23 protein-coding genes are annotated in these 23,257 nt (G+C 64.2%); 21 read left to right on the forward strand and 2 right to left on the reverse strand.

From position 1 onward, the window contains the following. The 5 genes from kdpB to VGH98_15590 are packed head-to-tail and all read left to right on the forward strand — an operon-like array spanning position 1 to position 6,219. The gene (kdpB, locus tag VGH98_15570; GenBank protein ID HEY2377396.1) at positions 1-2,181 is read left to right on the forward strand and encodes a potassium-transporting ATPase subunit KdpB; all 2,181 of its coding nucleotides are present in this window, start codon (positions 1-3) and stop codon (positions 2,179-2,181) included. A 20-nt stretch (positions 2,182-2,201) separates the two neighbouring features. Further along, positions 2,202-2,804 (forward strand): potassium-transporting ATPase subunit KdpC, encoded by a 603-nt coding sequence (gene kdpC, locus VGH98_15575; protein HEY2377397.1) that lies wholly within the window; start codon positions 2,202-2,204, stop codon positions 2,802-2,804. A 9-nt stretch (positions 2,805-2,813) separates the two neighbouring features. Then, the gene (locus VGH98_15580) at positions 2,814-3,938 is read left to right on the forward strand and encodes a porin (GenBank protein ID HEY2377398.1); all 1,125 of its coding nucleotides are present in this window, start codon (positions 2,814-2,816) and stop codon (positions 3,936-3,938) included. A gap of 20 nt (positions 3,939-3,958) precedes the next feature. Continuing rightward, the gene (locus VGH98_15585; protein ID HEY2377399.1) at positions 3,959-5,200 is read left to right on the forward strand and encodes a universal stress protein; all 1,242 of its coding nucleotides are present in this window, start codon (positions 3,959-3,961) and stop codon (positions 5,198-5,200) included. Further along, on the forward strand, positions 5,197-6,219 hold the full coding sequence (locus tag VGH98_15590) for a hypothetical protein (GenBank protein HEY2377400.1): 1,023 nt from the start codon (positions 5,197-5,199) through the stop codon (positions 6,217-6,219). The genes VGH98_15585 and VGH98_15590 overlap by 4 nt, the downstream gene beginning before the upstream one ends. Positions 6,220-6,298: 79 nt before the next feature. Here the strand turns inward: VGH98_15590 and VGH98_15595 are convergent, their stop codons facing one another. Then, positions 6,299-6,568 (reverse strand): hypothetical protein, encoded by a 270-nt coding sequence (locus VGH98_15595; GenBank protein HEY2377401.1) that lies wholly within the window; start codon positions 6,566-6,568, stop codon positions 6,299-6,301. Positions 6,569-6,601: 33 nt separating this feature from the next. On the opposite strand from VGH98_15595, the gene VGH98_15600 reads away from it, so the two are divergent. From VGH98_15600 to VGH98_15625, 6 genes are all read left to right on the forward strand, one after another. Beyond that, on the forward strand, positions 6,602-7,186 hold the full coding sequence (locus VGH98_15600; GenBank protein ID HEY2377402.1) for a metal-dependent hydrolase: 585 nt from the start codon (positions 6,602-6,604) through the stop codon (positions 7,184-7,186). A 62-nt stretch (positions 7,187-7,248) separates the two neighbouring features. Then, a complete protein-coding gene (pyrR, locus tag VGH98_15605) occupies positions 7,249-7,800 on the forward strand; it encodes a bifunctional pyr operon transcriptional regulator/uracil phosphoribosyltransferase PyrR (GenBank protein ID HEY2377403.1) in 552 nt (183 codons plus the stop codon). After that, positions 7,797-8,771, forward strand: coding sequence for an aspartate carbamoyltransferase catalytic subunit (locus VGH98_15610; protein HEY2377404.1), 975 nt, complete (start codon positions 7,797-7,799; stop codon positions 8,769-8,771). The genes pyrR and VGH98_15610 overlap by 4 nt, the downstream gene beginning before the upstream one ends. After that, the gene (locus VGH98_15615; GenBank protein HEY2377405.1) at positions 8,768-10,063 is read left to right on the forward strand and encodes a dihydroorotase; all 1,296 of its coding nucleotides are present in this window, start codon (positions 8,768-8,770) and stop codon (positions 10,061-10,063) included. The genes VGH98_15610 and VGH98_15615 overlap by 4 nt, the downstream gene beginning before the upstream one ends. Then, positions 10,060-10,755 (forward strand): class II aldolase/adducin family protein, encoded by a 696-nt coding sequence (locus VGH98_15620; GenBank protein HEY2377406.1) that lies wholly within the window; start codon positions 10,060-10,062, stop codon positions 10,753-10,755. The genes VGH98_15615 and VGH98_15620 overlap by 4 nt, the downstream gene beginning before the upstream one ends. Then, on the forward strand, positions 10,752-11,717 hold the full coding sequence (locus VGH98_15625) for a Ran-binding zinc finger domain-containing protein (protein ID HEY2377407.1): 966 nt from the start codon (positions 10,752-10,754) through the stop codon (positions 11,715-11,717). The genes VGH98_15620 and VGH98_15625 overlap by 4 nt, the downstream gene beginning before the upstream one ends. A gap of 78 nt (positions 11,718-11,795) precedes the next feature. Here VGH98_15625 and rpsT read toward each other — a convergent pair whose 3' ends face one another. Continuing rightward, positions 11,796-12,029, reverse strand: a complete 234-nt coding sequence (gene rpsT / locus VGH98_15630; protein ID HEY2377408.1) for a 30S ribosomal protein S20 — start codon at positions 12,027-12,029, stop codon at positions 11,796-11,798. Between the two features lie 276 nt (positions 12,030-12,305). Here rpsT and VGH98_15635 point away from each other — a divergent pair, with 276 nt between their 5' ends. From VGH98_15635 to VGH98_15680, 10 genes are all read left to right on the forward strand, one after another. After that, positions 12,306-12,962: a site-2 protease family protein gene (locus VGH98_15635; GenBank protein ID HEY2377409.1), complete on the forward strand. Its 657-nt coding sequence runs from the start codon at positions 12,306-12,308 to the stop codon at positions 12,960-12,962. Continuing rightward, positions 12,950-13,726, forward strand: a complete 777-nt coding sequence (locus VGH98_15640) for a segregation/condensation protein A (GenBank protein HEY2377410.1) — start codon at positions 12,950-12,952, stop codon at positions 13,724-13,726. The genes VGH98_15635 and VGH98_15640 overlap by 13 nt, the downstream gene beginning before the upstream one ends. Next, positions 13,701-14,252 (forward strand): SMC-Scp complex subunit ScpB, encoded by a 552-nt coding sequence (gene scpB, locus VGH98_15645; protein HEY2377411.1) that lies wholly within the window; start codon positions 13,701-13,703, stop codon positions 14,250-14,252. Before VGH98_15640 ends, scpB begins: the two co-directional genes overlap by 26 nt. Before the next feature lie 5 nt (positions 14,253-14,257). After that, a complete protein-coding gene (locus tag VGH98_15650) occupies positions 14,258-14,983 on the forward strand; it encodes a pseudouridine synthase (protein HEY2377412.1) in 726 nt (241 codons plus the stop codon). A 159-nt stretch (positions 14,984-15,142) separates the two neighbouring features. Continuing rightward, entirely contained in the window at positions 15,143-16,117 is a 975-nt protein-coding gene (locus VGH98_15655) for an AAA family ATPase (protein ID HEY2377413.1), read from the forward strand. A gap of 207 nt (positions 16,118-16,324) precedes the next feature. Beyond that, the gene (locus VGH98_15660) at positions 16,325-17,206 is read left to right on the forward strand and encodes a DUF58 domain-containing protein (GenBank protein HEY2377414.1); all 882 of its coding nucleotides are present in this window, start codon (positions 16,325-16,327) and stop codon (positions 17,204-17,206) included. Continuing rightward, the gene (locus VGH98_15665; GenBank protein HEY2377415.1) at positions 17,203-18,153 is read left to right on the forward strand and encodes a hypothetical protein; all 951 of its coding nucleotides are present in this window, start codon (positions 17,203-17,205) and stop codon (positions 18,151-18,153) included. Before VGH98_15660 ends, VGH98_15665 begins: the two co-directional genes overlap by 4 nt. Next, positions 18,150-19,142: a VWA domain-containing protein gene (locus VGH98_15670; GenBank protein HEY2377416.1), complete on the forward strand. Its 993-nt coding sequence runs from the start codon at positions 18,150-18,152 to the stop codon at positions 19,140-19,142. Before VGH98_15665 ends, VGH98_15670 begins: the two co-directional genes overlap by 4 nt. Then, on the forward strand, positions 19,139-20,851 hold the full coding sequence (locus VGH98_15675) for a VWA domain-containing protein (GenBank protein HEY2377417.1): 1,713 nt from the start codon (positions 19,139-19,141) through the stop codon (positions 20,849-20,851). Before VGH98_15670 ends, VGH98_15675 begins: the two co-directional genes overlap by 4 nt. Further along, a complete protein-coding gene (locus VGH98_15680; GenBank protein HEY2377418.1) occupies positions 20,848-23,253 on the forward strand; it encodes a BatD family protein in 2,406 nt (801 codons plus the stop codon). The genes VGH98_15675 and VGH98_15680 overlap by 4 nt, the downstream gene beginning before the upstream one ends. The last annotated feature ends 4 nt before the right edge of the window (positions 23,254-23,257 follow it).

Below are 23,257 nucleotides of genomic sequence, written 5' to 3' on the forward strand. Positions count from 1 at the left end.
ATGACGACGATTCCTACTTTGCCATTATCGCCATCCGGTGAGGCGCGCACCTCCGCGCACGGCGCGGCTCAGCGACAACAGTCGAACCGCAAGCGTCCGCTGTTCGACCCTCCCATCGTCCGTCGCGCGATCAGGGACGCCTTCGTCAAGCTCGACCCGCGCCGCATGGTGCGGAATCCGGTCATGTTCGTCGTGCTCGTCGGCGCGACGTACACGACGGTGGTCTTCGTGCGCGAACTCGCCCATGGGCGATCCGATTGGGGCTTTACGCTGCAGCTCGCCCTGTGGCTCTGGTTCACGGTCGTGTTCGCGAACTTCGCCGAGGCAATGGCGGAAGGACGGGGGAAGGCGCAGGCAGACACGTTGCGCAAGTCGCGCACGCAGACAAGCGCGAAGCGGCTCCTGTCGGCGAACAATGGCCGGATCGATCGGTCGCGTTATGAGGAGGTCAATGCCGAGCGACTGCGCAAGGGCGATCGCGTCGTGTGTTTGCCGGGCGACGTCATTCCAGGCGACGGCGAGGTGATCGACGGTGTTGCGTCGGTCGATGAAAGCGCGATCACCGGCGAAAGCGCGCCGGTAATCCGCGAGTCGGGGGGCGACCGCTCCGCCGTCACGGGCGGCACGAAGGTGCTGTCCGATTACATCGTCGTCCGCATGACCGCGAACCCCGGCGAGACCTTCCTCGACCGCATGATCGCGCTCGTCGAGGGAGCGTCGCGTCAGAAGACGCCTAACGAGATCGCTCTCACGATCCTGTTGTCCGGGCTGACGATCGTGTTCTTGTTCGCGGTCGCGACCCTCCAGCCCTTCGCAGTCTATAGCGGCGCGGCGACGACGATTCCGATTCTCATTGCGCTGCTCGTCTGTCTGATACCGACGACGATCGGCGGATTGCTGTCGGCGATCGGCATCGCCGGCATGGACCGGATGATCCAGCAAAACGTGATCGCGATGAGTGGCCGCGCGGTCGAGGCGGCAGGCGACGTCAACACACTACTTCTCGACAAGACCGGGACCATCACACTCGGCAATCGACAGGCGTCGGACTTTCTTCCTGTCACGGGCGTCGCGCCGGAGCTCCTCGCCGACCGGGCGCAGCTCGCGTCGCTCGCGGACGAAACGCCGGAAGGCCGCAGCATCGTCGTGCTGGCGAAGACGAAGTTCGGCATTCGGGCGCGCGCGATCGGTGGCGAGCACGACGGACATCGCGACGTCACATTCATTCCATTCAGCGCGAGCACGCGCATGAGCGGCGTGGACACCGACGGTTACCAGGTACGCAAGGGCGCCGGTGATGCCGTTCTCACGTGGGTGCGCGATCACGCTGGTCATACGCCGGCCGACCTGGAAACGACCGTTCAACAGGTCGCGCTCGCGGGTGGCACGCCGCTCGTCGTCGCCGAGAAGGCCAATGGCAGTCGCACCGGCGAGGGCGCGCGCATCCTCGGCGTCGTCTACCTCAAGGACATCGTGAAGGGTGGTATTCGCGAACGGTTCGATCGTCTGCGCGCGATGGGCATTCGCACGGTGATGATCACCGGCGACAACCCACTCACCGCGGCCGCCATTGCGAAAGAGGCGGGCGTCGACGATTTCCTCGCTGAAGCAAAACCCGAAGACAAGATGGCGCTCATCAAACGCGAGCAGGCCGGTGGCCGGCTCGTCGCGATGACGGGCGACGGAACGAATGACGCGCCGGCGCTCGCGCAGGCAGATGTTGGCGTCGCAATGAACACCGGTACGCAGGCGGCGAAGGAAGCGGGAAACATGATCGATCTGGACTCCAATCCGACCAAGCTGATCGAGGTCGTCGAGATCGGTAAGCAATTGCTCATGACGCGCGGTTCGCTGACGACATTCTCCATTGCCAACGACGTCGCAAAATATTTTGCGATCATTCCCGCGATGTTCGTGGCGACCTATCCTGTTTTGCAGACGCTCAACATCATGCGGCTGCACTCGCCGCAATCGGCGATTCTGGCGAGCGTGATCTTCAACGCGCTCATCATCATCGTGCTGATCCCCCTCGCGTTGCGCGGAGTGACGTATCGCCCGGCCGCCGCGGCGGTGATTCTGCGGCGCAACTTGTTCGTGTATGGGATCGGTGGGCTCGTCGCGCCGTTCGTCGGCATCAAGATCATCGACATGCTACTGGTCGTCTTGCGCCTGGCATCCTGACGATCTGAGAGGGAAGACTCATGATTCGCAAACAGCTTCAACCGGCGGTAATGATGACGCTCGTTCTGTGTGTCGTCACCGGATTGCTCTATCCCGCCGCCGTGACGGGGCTCGCCCAGGTGATTTTCCCACGGCAGGCCAACGGCTCGCTCGTGATGGCAAACGGCCGCGTCGTCGGCAGCGAGTTGATCGGACAAGCATTCACGAAGGCCGAATACTTTCATCCGCGGCCGTCCGCCGCGGGGAACGGCTACGACGCGACGGCGTCCGGTGGTACGAACAAAGGACCGACCGACGCGAAGCTCGCCGATACGCTTATTTCGCAAGCAATCGAAACCGCCGTCAACACCGACGGCGTGATAAAAGGCGGGATTCCGTCGGACATGGTGACGGCATCGGCGTCGGGCCTCGATCCCGACATCTCGCCCGCGAACGCGCGCCTGCAAGTGCCCCGTGTCGCTCGGGCTCGCGGCGTATCCGAGGCTGCCGTTGGGGCACTCGTGGCTCGTCACGTTCAGGGACGTCAATTCGGCTTTTTCGGTGAGCCGCGTGTCAACGTCTTGCTGCTCAACATCGCGGTCGACTCAGCGTTTGGCCTGCGCAAGCCATTGTCGTCGAAATAATCGCCTCCCATGTCCATTGCGAACCGAGTGATGCTCGGATCCCTTCTCCTCGCGCCCATCGTTGGCCACGCCCAGGCGGCGGCTGACACGACGATCAAGTTCACCTTTGGCGGCTTCATCGATGCGTACTACGCCTACGACATCGACCGGCCGCCAACGATCGATCGTTCGTTCTTTGGCGGCGCATTGTTCACCACGCAGCCGGCCCGGCACGACGAGTTCAACGTCAACCTGGCGTATCTCGAGACCAACATCTCGGGCAAACGGTTGCACGGACGCTTTGCGTTGCAGGCCGGAACGTCGGTCCAATCGAACTACAATAGCGAGCCGACGACCGGCATCGTGAGCGGGCCATCGCTGTCGCGCATGATTCAGGAAGCGTACGCCGGCTATCAACTCCGGCCGACGGTCTGGATCGATGCGGGCATCTTCTATTCGAACGCCGGATTGGAGGGTTGGGCTTCCAAAGACAATCCGACGTACACCCGTTCGCTCGTCGCGGATTACTCGCCCTACTACTCGAGCGGCGTCCGCGCCGTTTGGCAAGCCACGTCGAAGCTCGTCGCTCGCCTGGACGTGATCAACGGCTGGCAGAACATCTCGGAGACGAACAGCGAAAAGGGCGTTGGGTTACGCCTCGACTACACGCCTAACGGGAATGTCGCGGTCAGCTATTACAACTTGTTCAACGACGAAGTCGGCAGCGGTGGCCAGGTCGGCACTCGGCTGCGTATCTTCAACGGCGCCGGCGCGAAGCTGACATCCGGGCGAACGACGCTACTCGGTGAGCTCGACTATGGCACGCTTCGTCCATCGTCGACGGGCGTGAACGCATCGAACTGGTGGGGTTATACCGCAATCGCGCGCGAGCAACTGGTGCTCGGCGCAGCCATCGTTGCGCGCGTCGAGCGCTACAACGATCCTCGGCAGGTGAACATCGTGACGGGGCTTGCGAATCCCTTTCAGGGCAACGGTGCCTCGCTTGGCGTCGATGTGTCGCCGCAACCAGGCTTGATGTGGCGCTCGGAGCTGAGGGGCTTCTTCGCCGCGAGCGCCGTATTCCCGGATGCCGCCGGGTCGATTCCCCGAAAGACCGACGGCTTTCTCGTGAGCTCGCTGTCGCTCGCGTTCTGAGACTTGACGAGGTCGTATCGATGCCCGACGACACATCGCGTGCGACGGAGCGACGGTTCACGCAATCGCGCACGCCGGGCAGCTCCGACTTCCTCGCGCTCATGCGGCAGCGTGAGCGGGGACGACTCAAAGTCTACATCGGCTCCGCTGCCGGCACGGGCAAGACGTATCGCATGCTGCAAGAGGCGCAGGATCTCCGGCGTCGCGGGGTCGACGTCGTCGTCGGCTACGTCGAGACGCACAATCGCGCCGAGACCGCCGCGCAGATTCAGGATCTCGAGGTCGTGCCGCGCCGGAAAATCGCATATCGCGGCGTGACGCTCGAAGAAATGGACGTCGACGCAGTCGTCGCGCGTCGCCCGCAAGTCGCGATCGTCGACGAGCTCGCGCACACCAACGTCCCCGGAGCGCGCAACGGCAAGCGATGGCAGGACGTCCTTCACCTCCTCGACGAAGGCATCAACGTCATTACCGCCGTCAACGTGCAACACCTCGAGTCGTTGAACGACGTACTCGAGCGCGAGCTAGGCGTTACCGTTCGGGAAACCGTACCCGACTGGGTCGTCGGCCAGGCCGACCAGGTCGTCAACCTCGACATCTCGGCGGAAGACCTCCGGCAGCGGCTGCGAGAAGGGAAAATCTATCATCCCGACAAGATCCAGACCGCGCTCACGAACTTCTTCACCGACGAGAACCTAACGACGCTCCGGGAGCTCGCGTTGCGCGAGGTCGCGAGCTCCGTCGATCGCTCGCGTGAGGAGATCGTGCGCCGTCAGGAAAATGGCGCGACGGTGGCCCGTCGAACGGTCGACCGCGTCATGGCATGCCTGTCGAGTGACCCGCCGCTCTCGCGCGTTTTGTTGCGCAAGGCGAGCCGCATCGCGGGCCGTCTCAATACCGACTGGTTCTGCGTCTACGTCCAGCTGCCCGAGGAGCGCGCCGACCGGATCGACAGCACCGTCCAGCGCCATCTTGTCGAGAATATCCAACTTGCACAGTCGTTAGGTGCAGAAGTCGTCAAGCTCGAAGGAAATGACGTCGCCGGCACGCTCGTCCGATTCGCATCCGAACGCGGCGTGACACTCGCGATCGTCGGGGAAACGCGGCGGTCGCGCTGGTATCGATTGCGTCGCGGCTCGATCGTCGATCGACTCCTGGCCGGACACACCGGTCTCGACGTCCTCGTCGTCTCCGGCGCTGACGAAGCCGAGCTCAAATCAGCGACGCGCGACCACCGCGTCGACATCGGGAGCGACGAGTGAGCCCCGGTTTGGCCAAGCGGCGTGTATCGCGCGCCATCGCATGGCGTCTCGGTGCCGGCGTTTTGCCGTCCATTCTCGCCATCGGCCTCGTCGTCGGCTTGTTCTATTATGGCGAATACGGCCGCGAGGCTCCGCGAGCATTTCTCGGTGCCGCAGCGGCGCTCACCGTTGCGTCGATTGTCGTTGCCTGGGCCAACGCGACCTACTTCGCCGAGCGGCTCGCCCGCCTCGCGCATTCGACGAGCAAGGTGTCCGGCGGGAGCGAGCGCACCGACGAGTTCGACCGCATCGAACGAGCAGTCGGCAAACTCGATTCGGCCCTCACCGCGGCCGAAGTCGATCGCGCGCGCAGTGACGCATTGGCTGCCGCGCGACTCCAGGAGCAGGCAACCATGCTCGCCGGGGTCGTGAGCGACACGCTCGCGCAACTCGATCAGGTGCGGCTACCCCTGCAGATCCTCCTCGAAAGCCCATTCGGGGAGTTGAACGAAAACCAGGAAGAGTTGTTGCGCGACGCGCGCATCGCAGCCGACGCGATCGATCTTGCGCTACGGCGACTGGCGCAGGTTGCCGATGTCGATCGCGACGCGCTGCCGATTCAACGCGAGCTCGTGCAGATCAACGACGTCGTGCGCTCGGTGCTTCCCGTGGCGCGCGCTGTTGCCGAGCGACGCGGTGCGCGAACCGAGACAGCGCTCGAGCCCGGCCTTCCGCGTGTCGTCGCCGACCGCGCGCGCCTCGCCGAAGCGCTGTCACTGTTTCTCGCCGACTCCGCTGGCGAATCGAGTGGCGCAACGTCGTTGCGCATCTCGACGGCGCGTGTCGGATCGAGCGCCCTCATTCGCATCGCGCCAGTGAGCTCTGCCGCGCGCGCTGCGGCGCCGGTCGACGTGCAATCGAACGGATCGCTTCCCGATGGTGCAGAGCGCTCGACACTCATCCTCGCATCCCGATTGATCTCGGCGCAGGGCGGTGAGGTCGGCATCGACGACGGTGCATTGGTGCTTCGCGTCGGCTGAACGCGCCAAGCGTTAGGTCAGAACGGGCAGCCAATCATTCATGGTCTGCCTCCCGCATCCAGCACCGGCATCCCCGCACCTACACTCCGCGCTCGTCGTTGAGATTCTCGCGATCGAAGAAGTCTTCGGCGCGTCGCGCTTCGTATTTATACTGCAGTTGCGCCATGCGCTTGATCAGCGCCTGAAATTCGTCGTCGGACAAATCAGGAACCAACGGCCGAATTCTCGCTTCCAAATCACGCCGTAATGCCTCGAGCCGACCATCCGCCATCGGACATCCCGTTGAATTCGTGACCCAAGTCGCAACCTCGATGCCGTACGGCGTGTCACGCACGGAATGGACGGCCATTCGCGTCTTCTTCGACGAGATGCATAGTCCCTGATGCTCGTCGGACACTTCGGCATCGCGCAGCTCGGTAGGGCCGCGCGACGAGAAATCCCCCTGGCGTGGCTTGTCGTCGCGGCGTACTTGCCAGACCTGCTCCGCGTGCCGCTCACGCCGCTAACCACGCATCACGAGGTGCTCTCGCATTCGCTGCCCATCGTATCGGCGCTCGCGCTCGCGGTTGCCGTGATCTGGCTCGTACGCGGCGGACAACTCGGCGCGGCGGGCATTCTCGCCGTCGCGTGCCTGCTCCACTGGCCCGCCGACGTCTTCACAGGGTGCAAACCGACGACCTTCACGGGGCCGTGGATTGGACTCATCTCGTATCGTCATCCGATAAGCGATCTCCTTCTGGAAGGCGCCTTGCTCGTCGCCGGCTGGATCGCCGCGCGCCGCCGCGGTGTCGGCCTGGGCAAGTGGTGGCTCATTGCCGGCTTCGCCGTGCAGATCGGATTTCTCGTCAGCATGTACTACGGATCCGAGTTCTATGTCGGCGACCACGAGTGGATGTGGAAGCCAGACATCTCGCTCGTCCCGCAGGCGCATGCACTCGAGACGCCGGTGTGTAGACCGCCGACGTAGTCACGGGCAAGGATCGAGAGTGAGCTTTCATAACCCGCCCGGCCTTGGCATATTCAGCCGTCATGCCGGCCAAACAATCAACGGTCCTCGACGCGCGAGCGGTCGATCGAGCGCTGCGTCGCATGGCGGATGAAATCGTCGAGCTGAATGCAGGTACGGACGACCTCATCATCGTTGGAATTCAGCGCCGCGGAGTTCAGCTCGCGGCGCGACTCGTATCGAGCATCAGCGATCGCGAAAAGGCGAAGGTCCCGCTCGGCGCGCTCGACATCACGCTCTATCGCGACGACCTCCAGACGGTAGGACCACGGCCGGTGGTCGGTCCCACGAATATCCCTGCCGACGTCGACGGCCGGGCGGTCGTCATCGTCGACGACGTCCTCTACACGGGGCGCACCGTTCGCGCCGCGCTCGATGAGCTCGCGGACTTTGGCCGGCCAAAGCGCATCGCCTTGGCCGTCCTCATCGACCGTGGGGGAAGGGAACTTCCGATTCAACCGGACATCGTCGGCAAGCGCGTCGAGTGCGCGCCGGGACAGCGGGTCGACGTTCTCGTCCAGGAGCTCGATCAACGCGACGCCGTGATCCTCAGCGACCGGGAGGAGCCGGCGTGAGCGGCCATGCCGCCGCCCCGTTAGGCAAAGACCTGCTCGGCCTCGAGCCGCTGACGAGTGAGCAAATCACGCTCATCCTCGACACGGCGGAGCCATTCAAGGAAATCAGCGAGCGCGTGATCAAGAAAGTCCCGACGCTCCGCGGCGCGACGATCGTCAATCTCTTCTTCGAGGCGTCCACGCGCACACGGATCTCGTTCGAATTCGCCGAGAAGCGTCTCTCTGCGGACACGGTGAACGTCGCGTCGACGGGCTCGAGTGTGCAGAAGGGCGAGACGCTCGTCGACACGGCGCGCAATCTCGAGGCGATGCGGATCGATATGGTCGTGATTCGCCACGGCGCTTCGGGCGCGGCGCAGTTTCTCGCCGACCGAATCGAGTCGAACGTCATCAATGCCGGCGATGGTATGCACGAGCATCCGACGCAAGGCCTTCTCGACCTGTTGACGCTGCGCGACCATTTCAAGCGTATCGCCGGAATCAAGGTCTGTATTGTCGGCGACGTTCTGCATTCGCGTGTCGCGCGCTCCAACATCTGGGGCTTGAAGAAGCTCGGCGCGCACGTCGCGGTGTGCGGGCCGCGCTCGCTCCTGCCGAACGCCATCGACGAGCTCGACGTCGAAGTCTTCGAACGCATCGAGGACGCGATCGATTGGGCCGACGCGCTGAACATTCTTCGGCTACAGCTCGAGCGCATGCAAGCGGGCTACATCCCATCACTCCGCGAGTACAACCGGGTGTTCGGGGTGTCACGCGAACGGCTCGAGCGGGCATCGCGCGACGTTCTCATCCTTCATCCCGGACCGATGAATCGCGGTGTCGAAATCGATTCCGACGTCGCCGACGGACCTTTCAGCGTCATCCTCGATCAGGTGACGAACGGCGTTGCCGTGCGCATGGCCGTGCTGTATTTGCTGTCGGGCGGCAAGCCGGAGCTGGCGGAGGCCGCCAAGGGCGGAGGCAGCCGATGAGCCGCGCGCTTCTGCTCCGTGGCGGACGAATCGTCGATCCGTCCCAGCGCCTCGATGTGATTGGCGATGTGTACATCGCGAACGAGAAGATTGAGTCGTTAGGCGAAGCGGTCGATGTCGGCTCGCGCGACGACGTCGATGTCATCGACTGCGCTGGCCGGGTCGTCTCCCCTGGCTTCATCGACGTGCATTGTCATTTGCGCGAGCCCGGTCGCGAAGATGTAGAGACCATCGCGACGGGTGCGCGCGCCGCGGCAGCTGGAGGATTCACGGCCGTCTGCGCGATGCCGAATACGGATCCCGTTACCGACAATCAGGCTGCCGTCGGTTTTATAATCCGCCAGGCGGCAAGGGCCGGTGCCTCACGAGTGTATCCGATCGGCGCGATCTCACTCGGCCAGCGCGGCGAGTCGCTCGCCGAATTCGGAGAGATGGTCGGCGCCGGCGCCGTTGCCGTGAGCGACGACGGGAAGCCGGTGGCGAGCGCGCACCTGATGCGCACGGCGCTCGAGTACGCACGCACGTTCGGAATTCCCGTCGCCGATCATTGCGAGGAGCCCACACTCGCGGTCGGTGGCGCGATGAACGAGGGCATCGTCTCGGCGCGCCTCGGCTTGAAAGGTGTTCCTAACGAGGCCGAGGAGATCATGGCGATTCGTGACATCCTCCTTGCGCGCCGCACGGGCGGCCACGTGCATCTCTGCCACATGAGCACGCGTGGCTCCGTCGAGCTCATTCGCTGGGGAAAGGAGCGCGGCGTCAACGTAACTGCAGAGGTGTGTCCCCATCACCTGTCCCTTACAGAGGAATCGGTCGAGGGGTATGACACGAATGCCAAGATGAATCCGCCGCTGCGCAGCGCCGCGGACGTCGAAGCGCTGCAACAGTCTGTTCGCGACGGAACAATCGACGTGATCGCAACCGATCACGCGCCGCATCACTACGACGAGAAGGAACGGGAGTTCGCTGACGCGCCTAACGGGATCGTCGGTCTCGAGACGGCGTTCGCGGTGAACGTGACCTGGCTTGTCGCGCGGGGCGTCATCGACGTGGCGATGCTCGTCGAGAAGATGTCCTGTGCGCCCGCCCGAATCTTTCGTCTCCCGGGCGGCACCCTGCGCCGCGGCACTGTCGCTGACGTAACCGTGTTCGATCCTGACGCCGACTGGACGGTTGATCCGGCGCGATTTCGCTCGAAGGGGCGGAATACGCCGTACGCCGGGCAACGTCTAAATGGTCGCGTCCATCTGACCGCCGTCGACGGACGCGTCATTTATCGACTCGAGGAATGACGTTCGGAGGACCGGCAGACCTCGGGTTGCGCCATGCGATGGTCCGCGTGTGCCGTCGCCTCTACGAGCGCGGGCTCATCGCCGGAGGGGAGGGCAATGTGTCCGCTCGCCTCGACGACGGCTCCATCCTTGTGACCCCATCGGGCGTGCAAAAGATCGATGTCGTCGAGGATGATTTGGTGGTCGTAGATCGTACCGGAAAACGAGTTGCGGGGTCTGGATCGCCATCGTCCGAGTTAGGGATGCATCTGCGCATCTATCAGCTGCGGCATGACGTCGGAGCTGTGGTTCATGCGCATCCTCCTTTTGCGACGGCATTTGCTGTCGCGGGGGAGGACCTCATGACGCCGGTGCTGCCCGAAATAGTCATACAAATCGGTGGCGTGCCGCTGGTTCCTTACGCGACCCCAGGCAGCCCAGCGCTCGCCGACGCGATCGAACCATTTCTCTCGCTTCACGACGCATTCTTGATGGCGAACCACGGCGCCACGTCCTACGGATCGACGCTCTCCATCGCGCACCAGCGGATGGAGAGTCTCGAGCATGCGGCGGAGATTCTGTTTCATGCTCGAGCACTCGGGCACACCTCGACGCTGACCAGCGCCGAGCGTGAGCGACTGCTCGAGGCACGGCGGATCGTAAGTGGCTTCAACGAGAGCGGCGCGACGAAGCGCTTCTCGGACTCGGAATGAAGGAACAGCCCGGACTGGAGAACGTTGCGGCTCTGATACTCGAGCGACAGCGCATCGAGAACTGGCTTGCCACGCTGGACGCGCGGCGGGCGAGCACTCCCGATCACGTCTATCAGCGAGTGCGTGGTGATTACGCCAATCGGCTCAAGGCGATCACCGATCAGCTCCTTGCGAGGAGTACGGCGCTCAAGGGACACGTCGATCAGATCAACGCCCGCCTCACCCAGTTCGCTAACGAAGCAAAACGGCTCAAGGATGTGCGCGCGGAGTCCGAGCTTCGTATGCAAGTGGGCGAACTCAGTGTACCCGACTGGAACACCAAAGCGCGCGAGTGCGACGAGGGTATCGCTCGACTAACCGAGGCACAGGCTCAGGCGCGCGCGCTGCTGGCTCAGGCGCGCGAGGTTCTCACGATGGTGTCCGGGCAAGCGGGTGCGCCCATGCCATCGACGAGCAGCTCGACGTCGTCGCCTCGAGTCTCGCGGCCGATGAATCTCGATCAGATCGCTGGCAATGGCGCGCTGCCGAAGCCCACGCCGTCGAGCGGCGGTCCCGGAATGGACGAGCTCGCGTTTCTCAACTCGGTGGTCGGCAATTCGCCGCCCGGCGTGCCGCCGCCGCAGCCGTTGACTCAGCCTCCCGCTCCAGGTTCTCTCGAACTGGAGAGCGAGGGCGCTCCGGATCTGGCCGAGTCACTCCTCAATCGCGTAAATCAGCGGACGAATCCCAATCTTCGCGAGGACGGAGACGCGGACTCGTTGCTCAAGGGAGTCGGCACTCCCAAACCCGGGAACACGCAGAACCCCTTGGCCGCAAACGTCACCGAGAGCAACCCCATCGTCCTCAAGCCGCAGGGCGGGGCTGAGCGGCACAAGACGCTGAAGTGCCAGGAGTGCGGAACGATGAACTATCCGACGGAATGGTACTGCGAGCGTTGCGGAGCCGAGTTGGCTGCAGTTTAAAGAACGCCACGCTTTTCGCAGTGGTTGGAAAGCAAAAAGCCCTGCTCCGTGCAGGGCTCCCATGCGTCGCCGTTAGGCTTAGCTCGCTTTCGCCAATCTGCTCTTGCGCCGACCTGCGGCATTCCGGTGGATGATACCCTTCCGCGCCGCACGGTCGAGCAGCTTCACCGCTTGCAGCTTGACCTCGGGCGTCGCGCCAGGCGCGTTGGCTTTCTTGAGCGCCGTTCGCAGCGCCGCGCGCTGTGCGCGGTTGCGCACCGTCGCGGCGCGCGTTTTACGCATGTTCTTTTTCGCGGAAGCAATATTCGGCACGAGAGCCTCGGATCGGAAATTCAGCAGCGCGCTCCCCTGAATCCTCAAAGGGGTCGGACGACCCACTGAGGAAAGTAAACGGGATGCGGAGCCCGGAATTTAGGGACAACATGACGGATGTCAAGGCGTGACATCACGTTGAGTGCTTTGACAGCGCTCGGGTCGCGGCGCTAGCTTTCCCGCCGTCCCACCGCCTCTCTCCGCCCGCTCGATCGCGACCAACTCGACCGCCAGACGCTGACGTTGGGTTTCCAGGCCTTACTCCTCTTCGTGCCGATGCTGTTGTTCTCGGTGATCGCGCACGAATACGCGCATGGCTACGCGGCGCTGAAACAGGGCGACACGACGGCCCTGGCGGCTGGGCGGCTCACCTGGAATCCGATCAGGCACATCGATCTCTGGATGACGATCTTGCTGCCAGCGCTCTTGTGGTATACCTCGCACGGCACAGTCGTCCTCGGCGGCGCCAAACCAGTACCGGTCGATCCACGCAACTATCGCAACTATCGGCGGGGCGACATCATAGTCTCGCTTGCCGGTGTTGTTACGAACTTGCTCATTGCGCTCGCCTGTACGGCGCTCATTGCGTTGCTCGGCATCATTGGACGTGCCGACGCCATCCAACCGACAGCGGGAATTCTTCAGGCCATGATGGTCGTCGGCGTGCAACTCAACATGCTGCTGCTCGCCTTCAATCTGTTGCCGATTCCGCCACTCGACGGCTCGCAGGTGCTCAAGCACTTCCTGCCCGCGTCGTGGGCGGTGCATTACCAGCGCGTTGGTCTGTACGGCATCGCGATTCTGATTCTCATCCTCTATCTCGCGCCACAACTGCTGACCTACTGGCTACAGCCGGCAAACGTGACCGCCCGAGCGCTGCTCGACGCGGTACGTTCATCGGTACTTCCCTCCGCTTCGCGGTGGCTGCAGTGAAGGCGATTCTCCCTTCGGCAGACGGCGCTGCGCCGGCAGCATTCGCCGTCGAGCTGCCGCAGTTCTCCGGCCCTCTCGATCTGTTGCTCTCGCTCATTCGCGAGGAGCAGGTCGACATCTACGACATTCCCATCGCGCGGATCGCGCAGCAATTCGTCGAGCGCATTCGCACTTTGGCGCTCAATGATGCCGCCGAGTACCTGGAGATGGCGGCGAGATTGCTTCGCATAAAAGCCCAGCTCTTGCTCCCCACGAGGGATCAAGAACAATGGGAGGATCCCCGGGCCGAGCTCGTACGCAGGCTGCTCGAGTACCAGCAGATGCGAGAGGTCGTCGACCTGCTGGAGCGGCGTGGCGAGGAACGACGAAGCCACTTCGCGCGCGCCTATCTACCCGCGCAACCCGCGCCGCCACAGGCTCCGCTCGCGCTCTCGCTCGTGGAACTGCTCGCCGCCGTGGATCGCGTGCTGCGCGCGGCCTCGCGTCCCGACATGCACGACGTCGTTCCTCGTGCCCTGGACGTGCCTGGCGCAATCGAAGTCATTCGTGCCATCCTTGCGCTTCGTGCGCGCGCGCTCCTGAGCGACATCATCGCGAGCACGCGTGAGCCCTGGCAGGTTCTCTCGATGCTGCTTGGTTTGCTGGAGCTGGCAAAGGTTGGTGAGCTTCGCGTTCAGCAGCCGCGCGCATTCGGCAACGTCGAAATCACTTCCGCCGCACCACCCTCTGCTGCTGCCCGTGACGCCGCTAGCGAAGCTGCTTGAAGCCGCGCTCTTCGCGAGCGCGCGCCCGATTACCACTGAAGAACTGGCGGCGCTGTCGCCCGACGAATCGCGCGCGGCGCTGGCTGCGGCTATTGACGAGCTGCGTGAGCACTATGACGTCGATGGACACGGCGTCGAGCTGCAGGAGATTGCCGGCGGTTGGCAGATCCTTACGCGTGCAGAGTACACCGAGGCAATCGAGCGCGCGCAACTGGCGGCGCGTCCGCAACGTCTGTCCGCCGCCGCGCTGGAGACGCTCGCGATCATCGCCTATCGCCAGCCGATCAGCCGCGCCGAGATCGAGGAGATTCGTGGCGTAGCAATCGGCGGAGTTCTAAAATCGCTTCACGAGCGTGGTCTGATTGACGTCGTCGGTCGCGGCGAGGGGTTGGGTCGGCCACTCATGTACGGAACGACGCCCGTATTTCTCGAGCACTTCGCTCTGCGCCACCTCGAAGAACTGCCGCGCGCGGACGAGTTGGCGATCGCGTTGCGCGTTCCGGCGCCGGCGTCAGTCTCCGAGTAGCGCTCGTGCCCGAGCCGATGCGCATCCAGCGTGCGCTCGCGCGCGCCGGCGTCGCCTCGCGGCGGCACGCAGAGGAGCTCGTCGCGGCGGGTCGAGTCACCGTCAACGATCACGTCGCACAGATTGGCGAGACCGTTCATCCCGATCGCGATCGCATTGCTGTCGACGGCCATCGCATTGGTGCCGTTGCGAGTACCGAGCACGCGACCTGGCTCGTGCTCAATAAGCCTCAAGGCGTCATGACCACGCGCTCCGATCCGCAAGGACGTCGCACGGTGTTCGATCTGGTTCCGGATACGCCTGGCCTCACCTACGTCGGTCGCCTCGATTACCTCACCGAAGGTGTGCTCCTGCTCACCACCGATGGCGATGGCGCGCACCGGCTAACTCATCCGAGTCGCGAGATCGAACGCGTCTACATTGCCACGGTGCGCGGGGATGGACGCGGGGCGACCATGCGCGCGCGAGAGGGCGTCGAGCTCGAGGACGGATTGGTGTTGCCGCGAGCGGTCGAGAGCCGTCCCGTCGGGAGGGGAAAATGGGAATTGGAGCTCACGATCGCCGAGGGTCGATCGCGCGAGATCAGACGCCTGTGCGAGGCTCTCGACCTCGAGGTCGATCGTCTGGTGCGCGTGCGTTTCGGTCCCGTTTCACTCGGCACACTTCGCAGCGGCGCAACTCGGCAGCTCACGCCGCACGAACTGCGCGCTATTCGCGAGATGACCCGATGACGGGCACTGCAAAGTGACGTACAGGCACCTGACTCGTGCGCTGGGGTAGGAGCGGTCAGCACGGTCAGGCCAGGCGGTACTAAACTTGTAACGACGGTCGCACGGCGCGGGCTCATGCACGCGCACGATCTCGCATACCAACGCACACGGAGCTCGCGCGTGGCAACAACGGTGCAGTCCGGGGCAGATTCCCGCCTCATTCAGGACGTTTCGCGGCAAGTCGCTCGACGTGTCGTCGGCCAGGACTACATGATCGACCGGCTGCTCATCAGCCTCCTCACTGGCGGTCACGTGCTGCTCGAGGGAGTGCCTGGTCTTGCGAAGACGCTGACGGTGAGAACGCTCGCCGAGACGATCGACACGACTTTCAGTCGCATTCAATTCACTCCTGATCTTCTCCCCGCGGATGTCGTTGGCACACAGGTGTACGATCAGTCCACCGGGAAATTCCTCGTCAAGCAAGGGCCGATCTTCGCGAACATCATTCTCGCCGACGAGATCAATCGCGCGCCCGCGAAAGTGCAGGCGGCGCTGCTCGAGGCGATGCAGGAGAAGCAGGTCACGATCGGCGGAGCGACCTATAAGCTCGAGGAGCCGTTCCTCGTTTTGGCGACGCAGAATCCAATCGAGCAGGAGGGCACCTACCCACTGCCCGAAGCGCAAGTCGATCGCTTCATGCTCAAGCTGCGCGTCGGCTACCCAACGCGCGACGAAGAGAAGGAGATCATGCGCCGCATGGCGAGCGGTGAGCCGATTCCGATCGATCACGTCGCGTCGCCGGAGGCCGTGATGGCCGCGCGAGCGCGGATCGCGGATCTCTACATGGACGAGCGGATCATGGATTATATCGTCGACATCGTGCACGCGACGCGCGAGCCGGGTGCCGCAGGCCTCGACGATCTGACTCCGCTGATCGAGTTCGGCGCGAGCCCACGCGCTACCATTGCGTTAGCGCAGGCGTCACGCGCGCACGCTTTTCTTCGAGGTCGTGCGTTTGTCACGCCCGACGATGTAAAAGCCATCGGGCCCGACGTACTTCGTCACCGCGTGCTCACGACCTATGAAGCCGAGGCCGAGGAAGTCACGAGCGACGACATCGTGACGAAGGTATTGGCGAAGATAGAAAGCCCATAGAGCAGAGGGTAGAGGGTGGAGAGCAGAGGGTAAGGGGCAATGACTCCATTGATGTTCTGGCGGCGAGCCAAGGCGAAGAGGGCGAAGGGCATTGCGCCCTCTGCCCTCCGCGCTCAGCCCTCTGCCCTTGCTCAACCCTCTGCCCTCCGTGCTCAGCCCTCTGCCCTTGCTGCGCATCGTCCAGACACCGCTCCCCCAACTCGCGGTGTGCCCCCGGAGATTCTGCGACAGGTGAGGCTCATCGAGCTGCGGACGCGCGGCCTCGTGAACTCGCTCTTCACCGGCGAATACCGCTCGGTGTTCAAGGGGCAGGGAATGGAGTTCGCCGAAGTGCGCGAGTATCAGGCGGGCGACGAGGTGCGTAGCATCGACTGGAACGTCACCGCGCGCATGCGACGTCCGTACGTCAAGCGCTACATCGAAGAGCGCGAGCTTACCGTGATGCTCGCGGTCGATCTGTCGGGCTCGGAGCGCTTCGGCACTCGGCGACGCTTCAAGAGTGAGATTGCGTCGGAGCTCGCCGCGGTGCTCGCGATGTCGGCAATCCGCAACAACGATCGCGTCGGCGCGCTGCTGTTCACTGACCACGTCGAACATGTGTTGCGGCCCCGCAAAGGGAGAAAGCACGCGCTGCGGCTCATTCGCGATCTGCTCGTCTTCGAGCCCACGGGCTCGGGCACCGACATTGCCGGAACGACCGACTATCTCGCCAAGATGCTGCCGCACAAGTCGATCATCTTTCTCGTCTCTGATTTTCTGAGCGAAGATATCGAGCGGCCGCTGAAGCTACTCGCGCAGCGCCATGATCTCATCGCGGTCAGCGTCGAGGACCCGAGCGAGCAGCAGCTTCCGGATCTCGGTGTCGTTAGGCTCGTCGACCCGGAAACCGGCCACACGATCAGCGTCGACACGAGCGATCCGGCAGTACGCGCGCAATTCGATCAGGGCACGACCGACGAGCTCGAGAAGCGGCGGCATCTGCTCCGCCGGCTCGCGATCGACGAGATCCCGATCAGCACCGATGCCGGTATCATCGAGCCGCTGCTTCGTTTCTTCCGTTCGCGCGAGACGCGGGTACATCGGCGATGACGACTCGGTTCGCGCGGCTTGTCGCCATGGCGGCCTTGATGGCGCCGGTCGCCTCCGCCATGTCGCAGGCGACCGGTGCGCCGATCGTGGTGCAAGCCGCCGTGGGCATCGAACCGGACACCGTTCGCATCGGCGACCCCTTCCTCGTGCAGATCGGCATCCGTGCGCCGCACGGATCGACGATCACATTCCCGCAGGCTCCGGATTCGACGAGCGCCGTGCAAGGCTTGGATCCGGTGCGCGTCGAGACACGTCCCGATTCGGCGTCGCTCGTTCAGTGGGGCTACTATCGCGTTGCGGCATGGGACATCGGCGAGCAGTCGATATCGTTAGGCGACGTCATCGTCTCCCTTGGCGGGCGAACGCGACGCATCTCGCTCGCGGGCCACAAGGTCTTCGTCGCCAGCGTGTTGCCGGCAGACACGGCGCTCCGCGTGCCCAAGCCCGCGCGTCCGCTCTACGAGTTTGCCGCGCCAGTCTGGTGGCTGTGGGCCGCAGTCGCCGCAGTCGCGTTGCTCCTGCTCTTGCTGTGGTGGTGGTGGCGCCGCCGCAAACGCGAGCGACCGATCGCGGTGCCCGATCCCTTCGTGCGCGCCGAGCGCGAGTTCGCCCGTCTGGAGCGCCTCGGTCTCATCGACGCGGGCGAGCGTGGCCGATACGTCGCATTGGCCGTCGAGGTGCTGCGCGACTACCTGGCCGCGCGCTATAAGAAGGCCCAGCTGTCGCTGACGAGCACGGAGCTCTCCGCCGTCATGCGCGGCGACCGCGCCGTGCCTAACGACCGTCTCACGCGCGTGCTCAACGAGGCCGATCTGATCAAGTTCGCGCGACGCGCTGTCACCAATGAGCGAGCACGCGAGCTCGGTCGCGAAGCGCGAGCCATCGTGTCCCAGGAGCACGCGGCGACGCGACCCGCACCAGCGACTGCCACGGAGAGGGCCGCATGAGCCTCCTGAGCGGTCTTCAGTTCGTCTCGCCATGGACGCTTCTGCTCCTGCTCGTCCTGCCGATCTGGTGGATCTGGCGGCGCCGCCATCGGCCTCCCGCCATTGTGTTTTCACGCGTACCCGTTCTCGAGCTGGGCCCGCGCGCGGGACGGGCGATCGCATTTCTGCTGTTCCTCCTCCGCAATCTCCTCCTCGCCGGTGCTGTCATCGCGTTGGCGCGCCCGCGATCCGGTGCGCGCGCCGAGAACGTCACGAGTCAGGGCATCAACATCGTTCTCGCCATCGATCTCTCGAGCTCGATGCTCGCTCAGGACTTTCAGCCGCAGAACCGCATCGAGGTCGCGAAGGATGTCGTCAAGAAGTTCATCGCCGCACGGTCGAGCGATCGCATCGGTGTCGTCGCTTTCGCTGCCGAAGCGCTGACGCAGGTCCCCCTGACGACGGATTACCCTGTCGTCAACGCAGCCGTCGACAATCTCGCTCCGGGTCAACTGGAGGACGGTACCGCCATCGGAACCGCGCTCGCCACTGCGGCCAATCGTCTACGGACGGCGCCGGGGCGCTCGAAGGTGATCATTCTGCTCACGGACGGTGAGAACAACCGCGGCGCGATCGATCCGCGCACCGCTGGAAAGGCGGCCGCGGCGTTCGGCATCAAGATCTACACGATCGGCGTCGGCACCGAGGGCATGGCACCCGTGCCCGTCGGCCGCGGCTTGTTCGGATTGCGCTATGAGAATCGGCCCGTGCGCATCGATGAGCAACTTCTCACTGATATCGCCAACGAGTCCGGCGGCAGGTATTTCCGCGCCCGTGACGCGGCTGCGTTGCAGCGCATTTACGAGCAGATCGATCAGCTCGAGCGGGAGCCGGTGCAGACGAAAACGTACGTGCGCTTCACGGAGCTCTTCCGCTGGCCGCTCGCGGTCGCGCTTCTGGCTCTGACGATTGAGCTGGTCCTCGCGGCCTGGCGAGGTCCGCTGCCGTGATTCTCTTCGGCGTCTACTTCGACTATCCATGGCTGCTGTCGCTCGCGGTCGTGCTTCCCGTGCTGGTCATCGTGCTCGTGCGGTACAACTACCGGCGTCGCTTCGCTCGACTCGCTCGGCTCGGCACGGCTGACGTCGTCTCGCGACTCGTCCCGCCTAACGCGATCCGCCGGCCGGGATGGCATGTCGCGCGACTCGCCACCGCGGCGCTCGGCGTCGGCATCGCGCTCGCCGGCCCACGCTGGGGCGCCGAGCGCAACGTCGTGCGGACGAGCGGGATCGACATGGTGCTCGCCCTGGATGCCTCGCTGTCCATGATGGCGACCGACGACCGCCCGAACCGCCTCGAGCGCATGAAACAGGAGGTGCGTCGGCTGCTGGATCAGTCACGTGGCGACCGGATTGGACTCATTGCGTTCGCCGGGCGCAGCTACATCCTCACGCCAATGACCGTCGATGGAGGAGCCCTTTCACTCTTCCTCGACAATCTCGATCCCTCCGTCGTTGGCCAGGCCGGGAGTTCGCTCGCCCGGGCCATACGCCAGGGTACGGATTTGCTCATGCTCTCCAACACCGGCGCCGACAAAGCGCTCGTCGTGATGAGCGACGGCGAGGCATTCGAAGACATCAACGACGTGGTCGCCGAAGCGAAGCGGACCGGCGATCAGGGCATCAGCCTCGTCACCGTCGGCTTCGGGACCACACAAGGATCCACAATTCCCGTGACGAATCCGGACAGAACCACAACGCTCAAGCGCGACGAAGGTGGTCAGATTGTGGTGACGCACTACACCCCGGATTTCTTGAAGGCTGCCGCCGATGCTGCTCGTGGAACCTTCATCGACGCGGCGCGCACGGACAAAGCGTCTCTGGTGAAAAGCGCATTGGCGCGCTTGCGCAGCAAGGCACGCTCGACCATTGGCGGCGAATCGAGAACGCCACGCTATCAGCTCTTTCTTTTCCCCGCCGTACTATTGCTACTCCTCGATACCCTGCTTGGCGAACGACGTGGCCGTAGTCGGAGTCGTTCTGCCGCCGCTCAGACGACGGTGAACGCCGCGGCTGCGATCGTCCTCATGCTCCTGCCGACGCTTTCGGCGTGCGCGGGATTCCTGCCATCCTCTTCGCCGTCGGATAAGGCTGCTCGTGCGTATCACGGACAGAACTATCAGCAGGCCGCGGTATGGTACCGGAGTGCAATTGACGGCGGCGATAAACGGCCGGAGACTTTGTACAACTACGGCACGGCGCTCCTTGCGGGGGATTCCCTCCAGGGCGCTTCCGAAGTGCTGGATCGGCTGAGCGACGTCCAGGATCCGGAGCTGCGTTATCGCGCACTCTTCAATCTCGGCCTCGCGCAGCTCAAGGCGGGGCTCGCGGCGCCAAAGGACGCTGCCGCCGAGCCACTCGACGCGGCTCTTGCCGCCTATAAGAAAGTTCTACTGATGCGACCGAACGATCTCGATGCCAAGTGGAACTATGAGTTGGCACTGAGAAAGAGAGAGAAGGGTGGTGGCGGCGGCGGTGGCGCTGGTGGCGGACAATCCAATACGTCGCCGCAGCAGCAACAACCGCAGCCGACCGGCGGGCTCGGGCAGCAGCAAGCCGACCAGTTGCTCGGCAGCGCGGCGCGCGAAGAGCGCGACGTACAGGCGAAGAAGCAAAAGCAAACTCGCGTTGAACCGCCCCCAGGCGGAAAAGACTGGTGATCTCACTCCTCGTATTCGCACAGCTTGCGATCGTTGCTCACGCACCGGACGTGGTCGCGGCGTGCGATGCCGTCGAGGTCACCGTTGCCGTCAGCGCTCCCGGTAGCACCGCGCCGCAGGTCATTGCCCCTGCCTTTTCTCCCTTTGATGTATTGCGTTCGTCGGTGACACCGCACGTACAGCTCGATCCACGAAATGGCGGATCGATCATCGCGGAGTACCGCTACGTTCTTACGACGGATCAGTCGGGGACGTTCACGCTTCCGCCCTTCGAGGCGCGTCTTCGCGATGCGACGATACGCTCCAAACCGGTACGGATTACCGTCCGCGGCACTCGCGCCGGCGATGGTGTGCCGACGGTTGTTGCGCGCGCCCGCGTCGACACCAGCCTCGACGTCAACTTTCGCGCGCTCACCGAACCCGAGACGGTGTACGTCGGGCAGCAGGCGAACTACGAAGTCGCCGTCTTCCTCAACGAAACGGTACGCGATCGCCTGCGTCGCAATCCGACGTTCTATCCTCCCGACATGCAGGCGATGCTCGCGTACGACCTGCCTCCAGTCACGGGCGAGCCTCCGAAGCGAAAGGTTGGTACGCGATGCTTCGACGCGCTCGTGTATCAACGCGCGCTTTTTCCTCTCGTACCGGGCCGATTCGTCATCGCACCGGCGCAACTAGTCTACGCGCTGCCGCTCTCGTCGAGCTTCTTCAGTCGGGAGGAGTCTCACGAATTAGTGACCGACAGTACGATTCTCGTCGCGGTCGATCCACCGAGCGCCGGGCGACCGAGCGAGTACATGGGCGCCGTCGGTAATCTGTCGATTGCCTCCCGGCTCGACAGTCGGCACGGCCGCGTCGGTGATCCGATGCTGCTCACGGTCAGGCTCTCCGGCGCCGGGAACGTCAAGCTCTTTCCGCCGCCGCGTCTCGATATTCCGTGGGCGAACCTTGTCCGTGCCGACGAGCGCGTACAGGTCGACTCGGCGGCGCGAAAAATCCGCGGTGCCAAGGAATTCGATTGGGTGCTGACGCCCAAAGTCGCCGGTGAGCTGGACGTGCCGCCGATTCGCTACGGGTATTTCAATCCGGACACGCGTCGTTATGCGGTCGCCGCCGCGGCCGCCGAGCACGTCACGATCGCGCCAGGCTTTCTCGCCGTCGGCGACACCTTGCGTTCGGAGCCGCTGCTGTCGATTCGGCCCAACTATCGCGGGCCGTTGAGCCGCCCGCCGCAGGATCGCGGCTCTTTCTGGCTCCTGCTGTCGCTGGCGCCGCTCCCGGCCGTCTTCGGACGGATGCGCCGTGCGCCACGTCGCGTCGCACCGCAGACGGCTTCGGCAAGACTCCGCTCGCTCGCACGAAGCTCAGCCGCGCACGACTCCTGTGAGATCCGTCGCGTCTACGCCAATGCGCTGGGCGAACGGTTAGGCATCGGCGCCGAACAATTCACGCGACCCGGAACCCTCTCGCGCGCGCTCAGGCGTGCCGGCGTATCGAGCGCCGTCGCTGCTGAAGCCGAGGTGCTTCTACGACAGCTCGACACCGCCGCGTACGGCCCCGCGACCTTCCTCGAACGCGACGCCGTCGAACGCGCGCTCGCGATCGTTCGACAGACTAACGTCGAGGCGCTGCCGCGCTACGAACTCGATCTCCCGCGAACGCTGGCACTGCTCCTGGCCGTCTCGATTCCACTCGCCGCCGGCCGCATGCGTGCGCTACAGACCGATCCGGCGCAGCGCGACTTCGACCGTGGCGTCCGCGCGTATGCCGAACACCAGTTCGGCGTTGCGCGCGCTGCCTTCGCGAGCTCGGCGAAGACGTCGCCCTGGGCGCCGGATGCGTGGGCGAACTTCGGGACGGCCGGGTGGTCGGCGGGGGACACAGCGAGCGCCGTCGTCGGTTGGCAGCGCGCGTTGCGTCTCGAACCGACGGCCTCGGACGTTCGAGATCGCTTGCAGTTGTCTGACGGCCAGGCTTTCGGTACCAATGGTTTCGTGCCACCGATTTCCTCGACGGTGACGCTATGGGCCGCAATGTCCGCCTGGATCGTCTGCTGGCTACTAGCGGCTGTGCTCGCGTTCCGCAAATCGGTCAAATGGCGCGTCGGCGTTAGGCGCTGGACCTACACCGCTGGCATCGTCGGTGTCCTTCTACTGCTCGCTGGACTCGATCTCGATCAGCGCCTCGCCGCGCGGAATTACACCGTTCTTCGCTCGAGCACACGGCTGAGCAGCGATCCGGCACTCGGGGGCGAGACGAAAGGCACCGCGATCATAGGCGAGGTCGCGCGCGCTGTGCGACGCCAGGGTCCGTGGACTTTCGTCTCACTCGACGGGGAGCGCGAAGGGTGGGTCGAGTCCTCGACCCTCGCTTCGCTCGAACGGGGCGCCCCTGTCGATTAATCAT

This window comes from Gemmatimonadaceae bacterium, assembly GCA_036496605.1.
GTDB lineage: Bacteria > Gemmatimonadota > Gemmatimonadetes > Gemmatimonadales > Gemmatimonadaceae > AG2.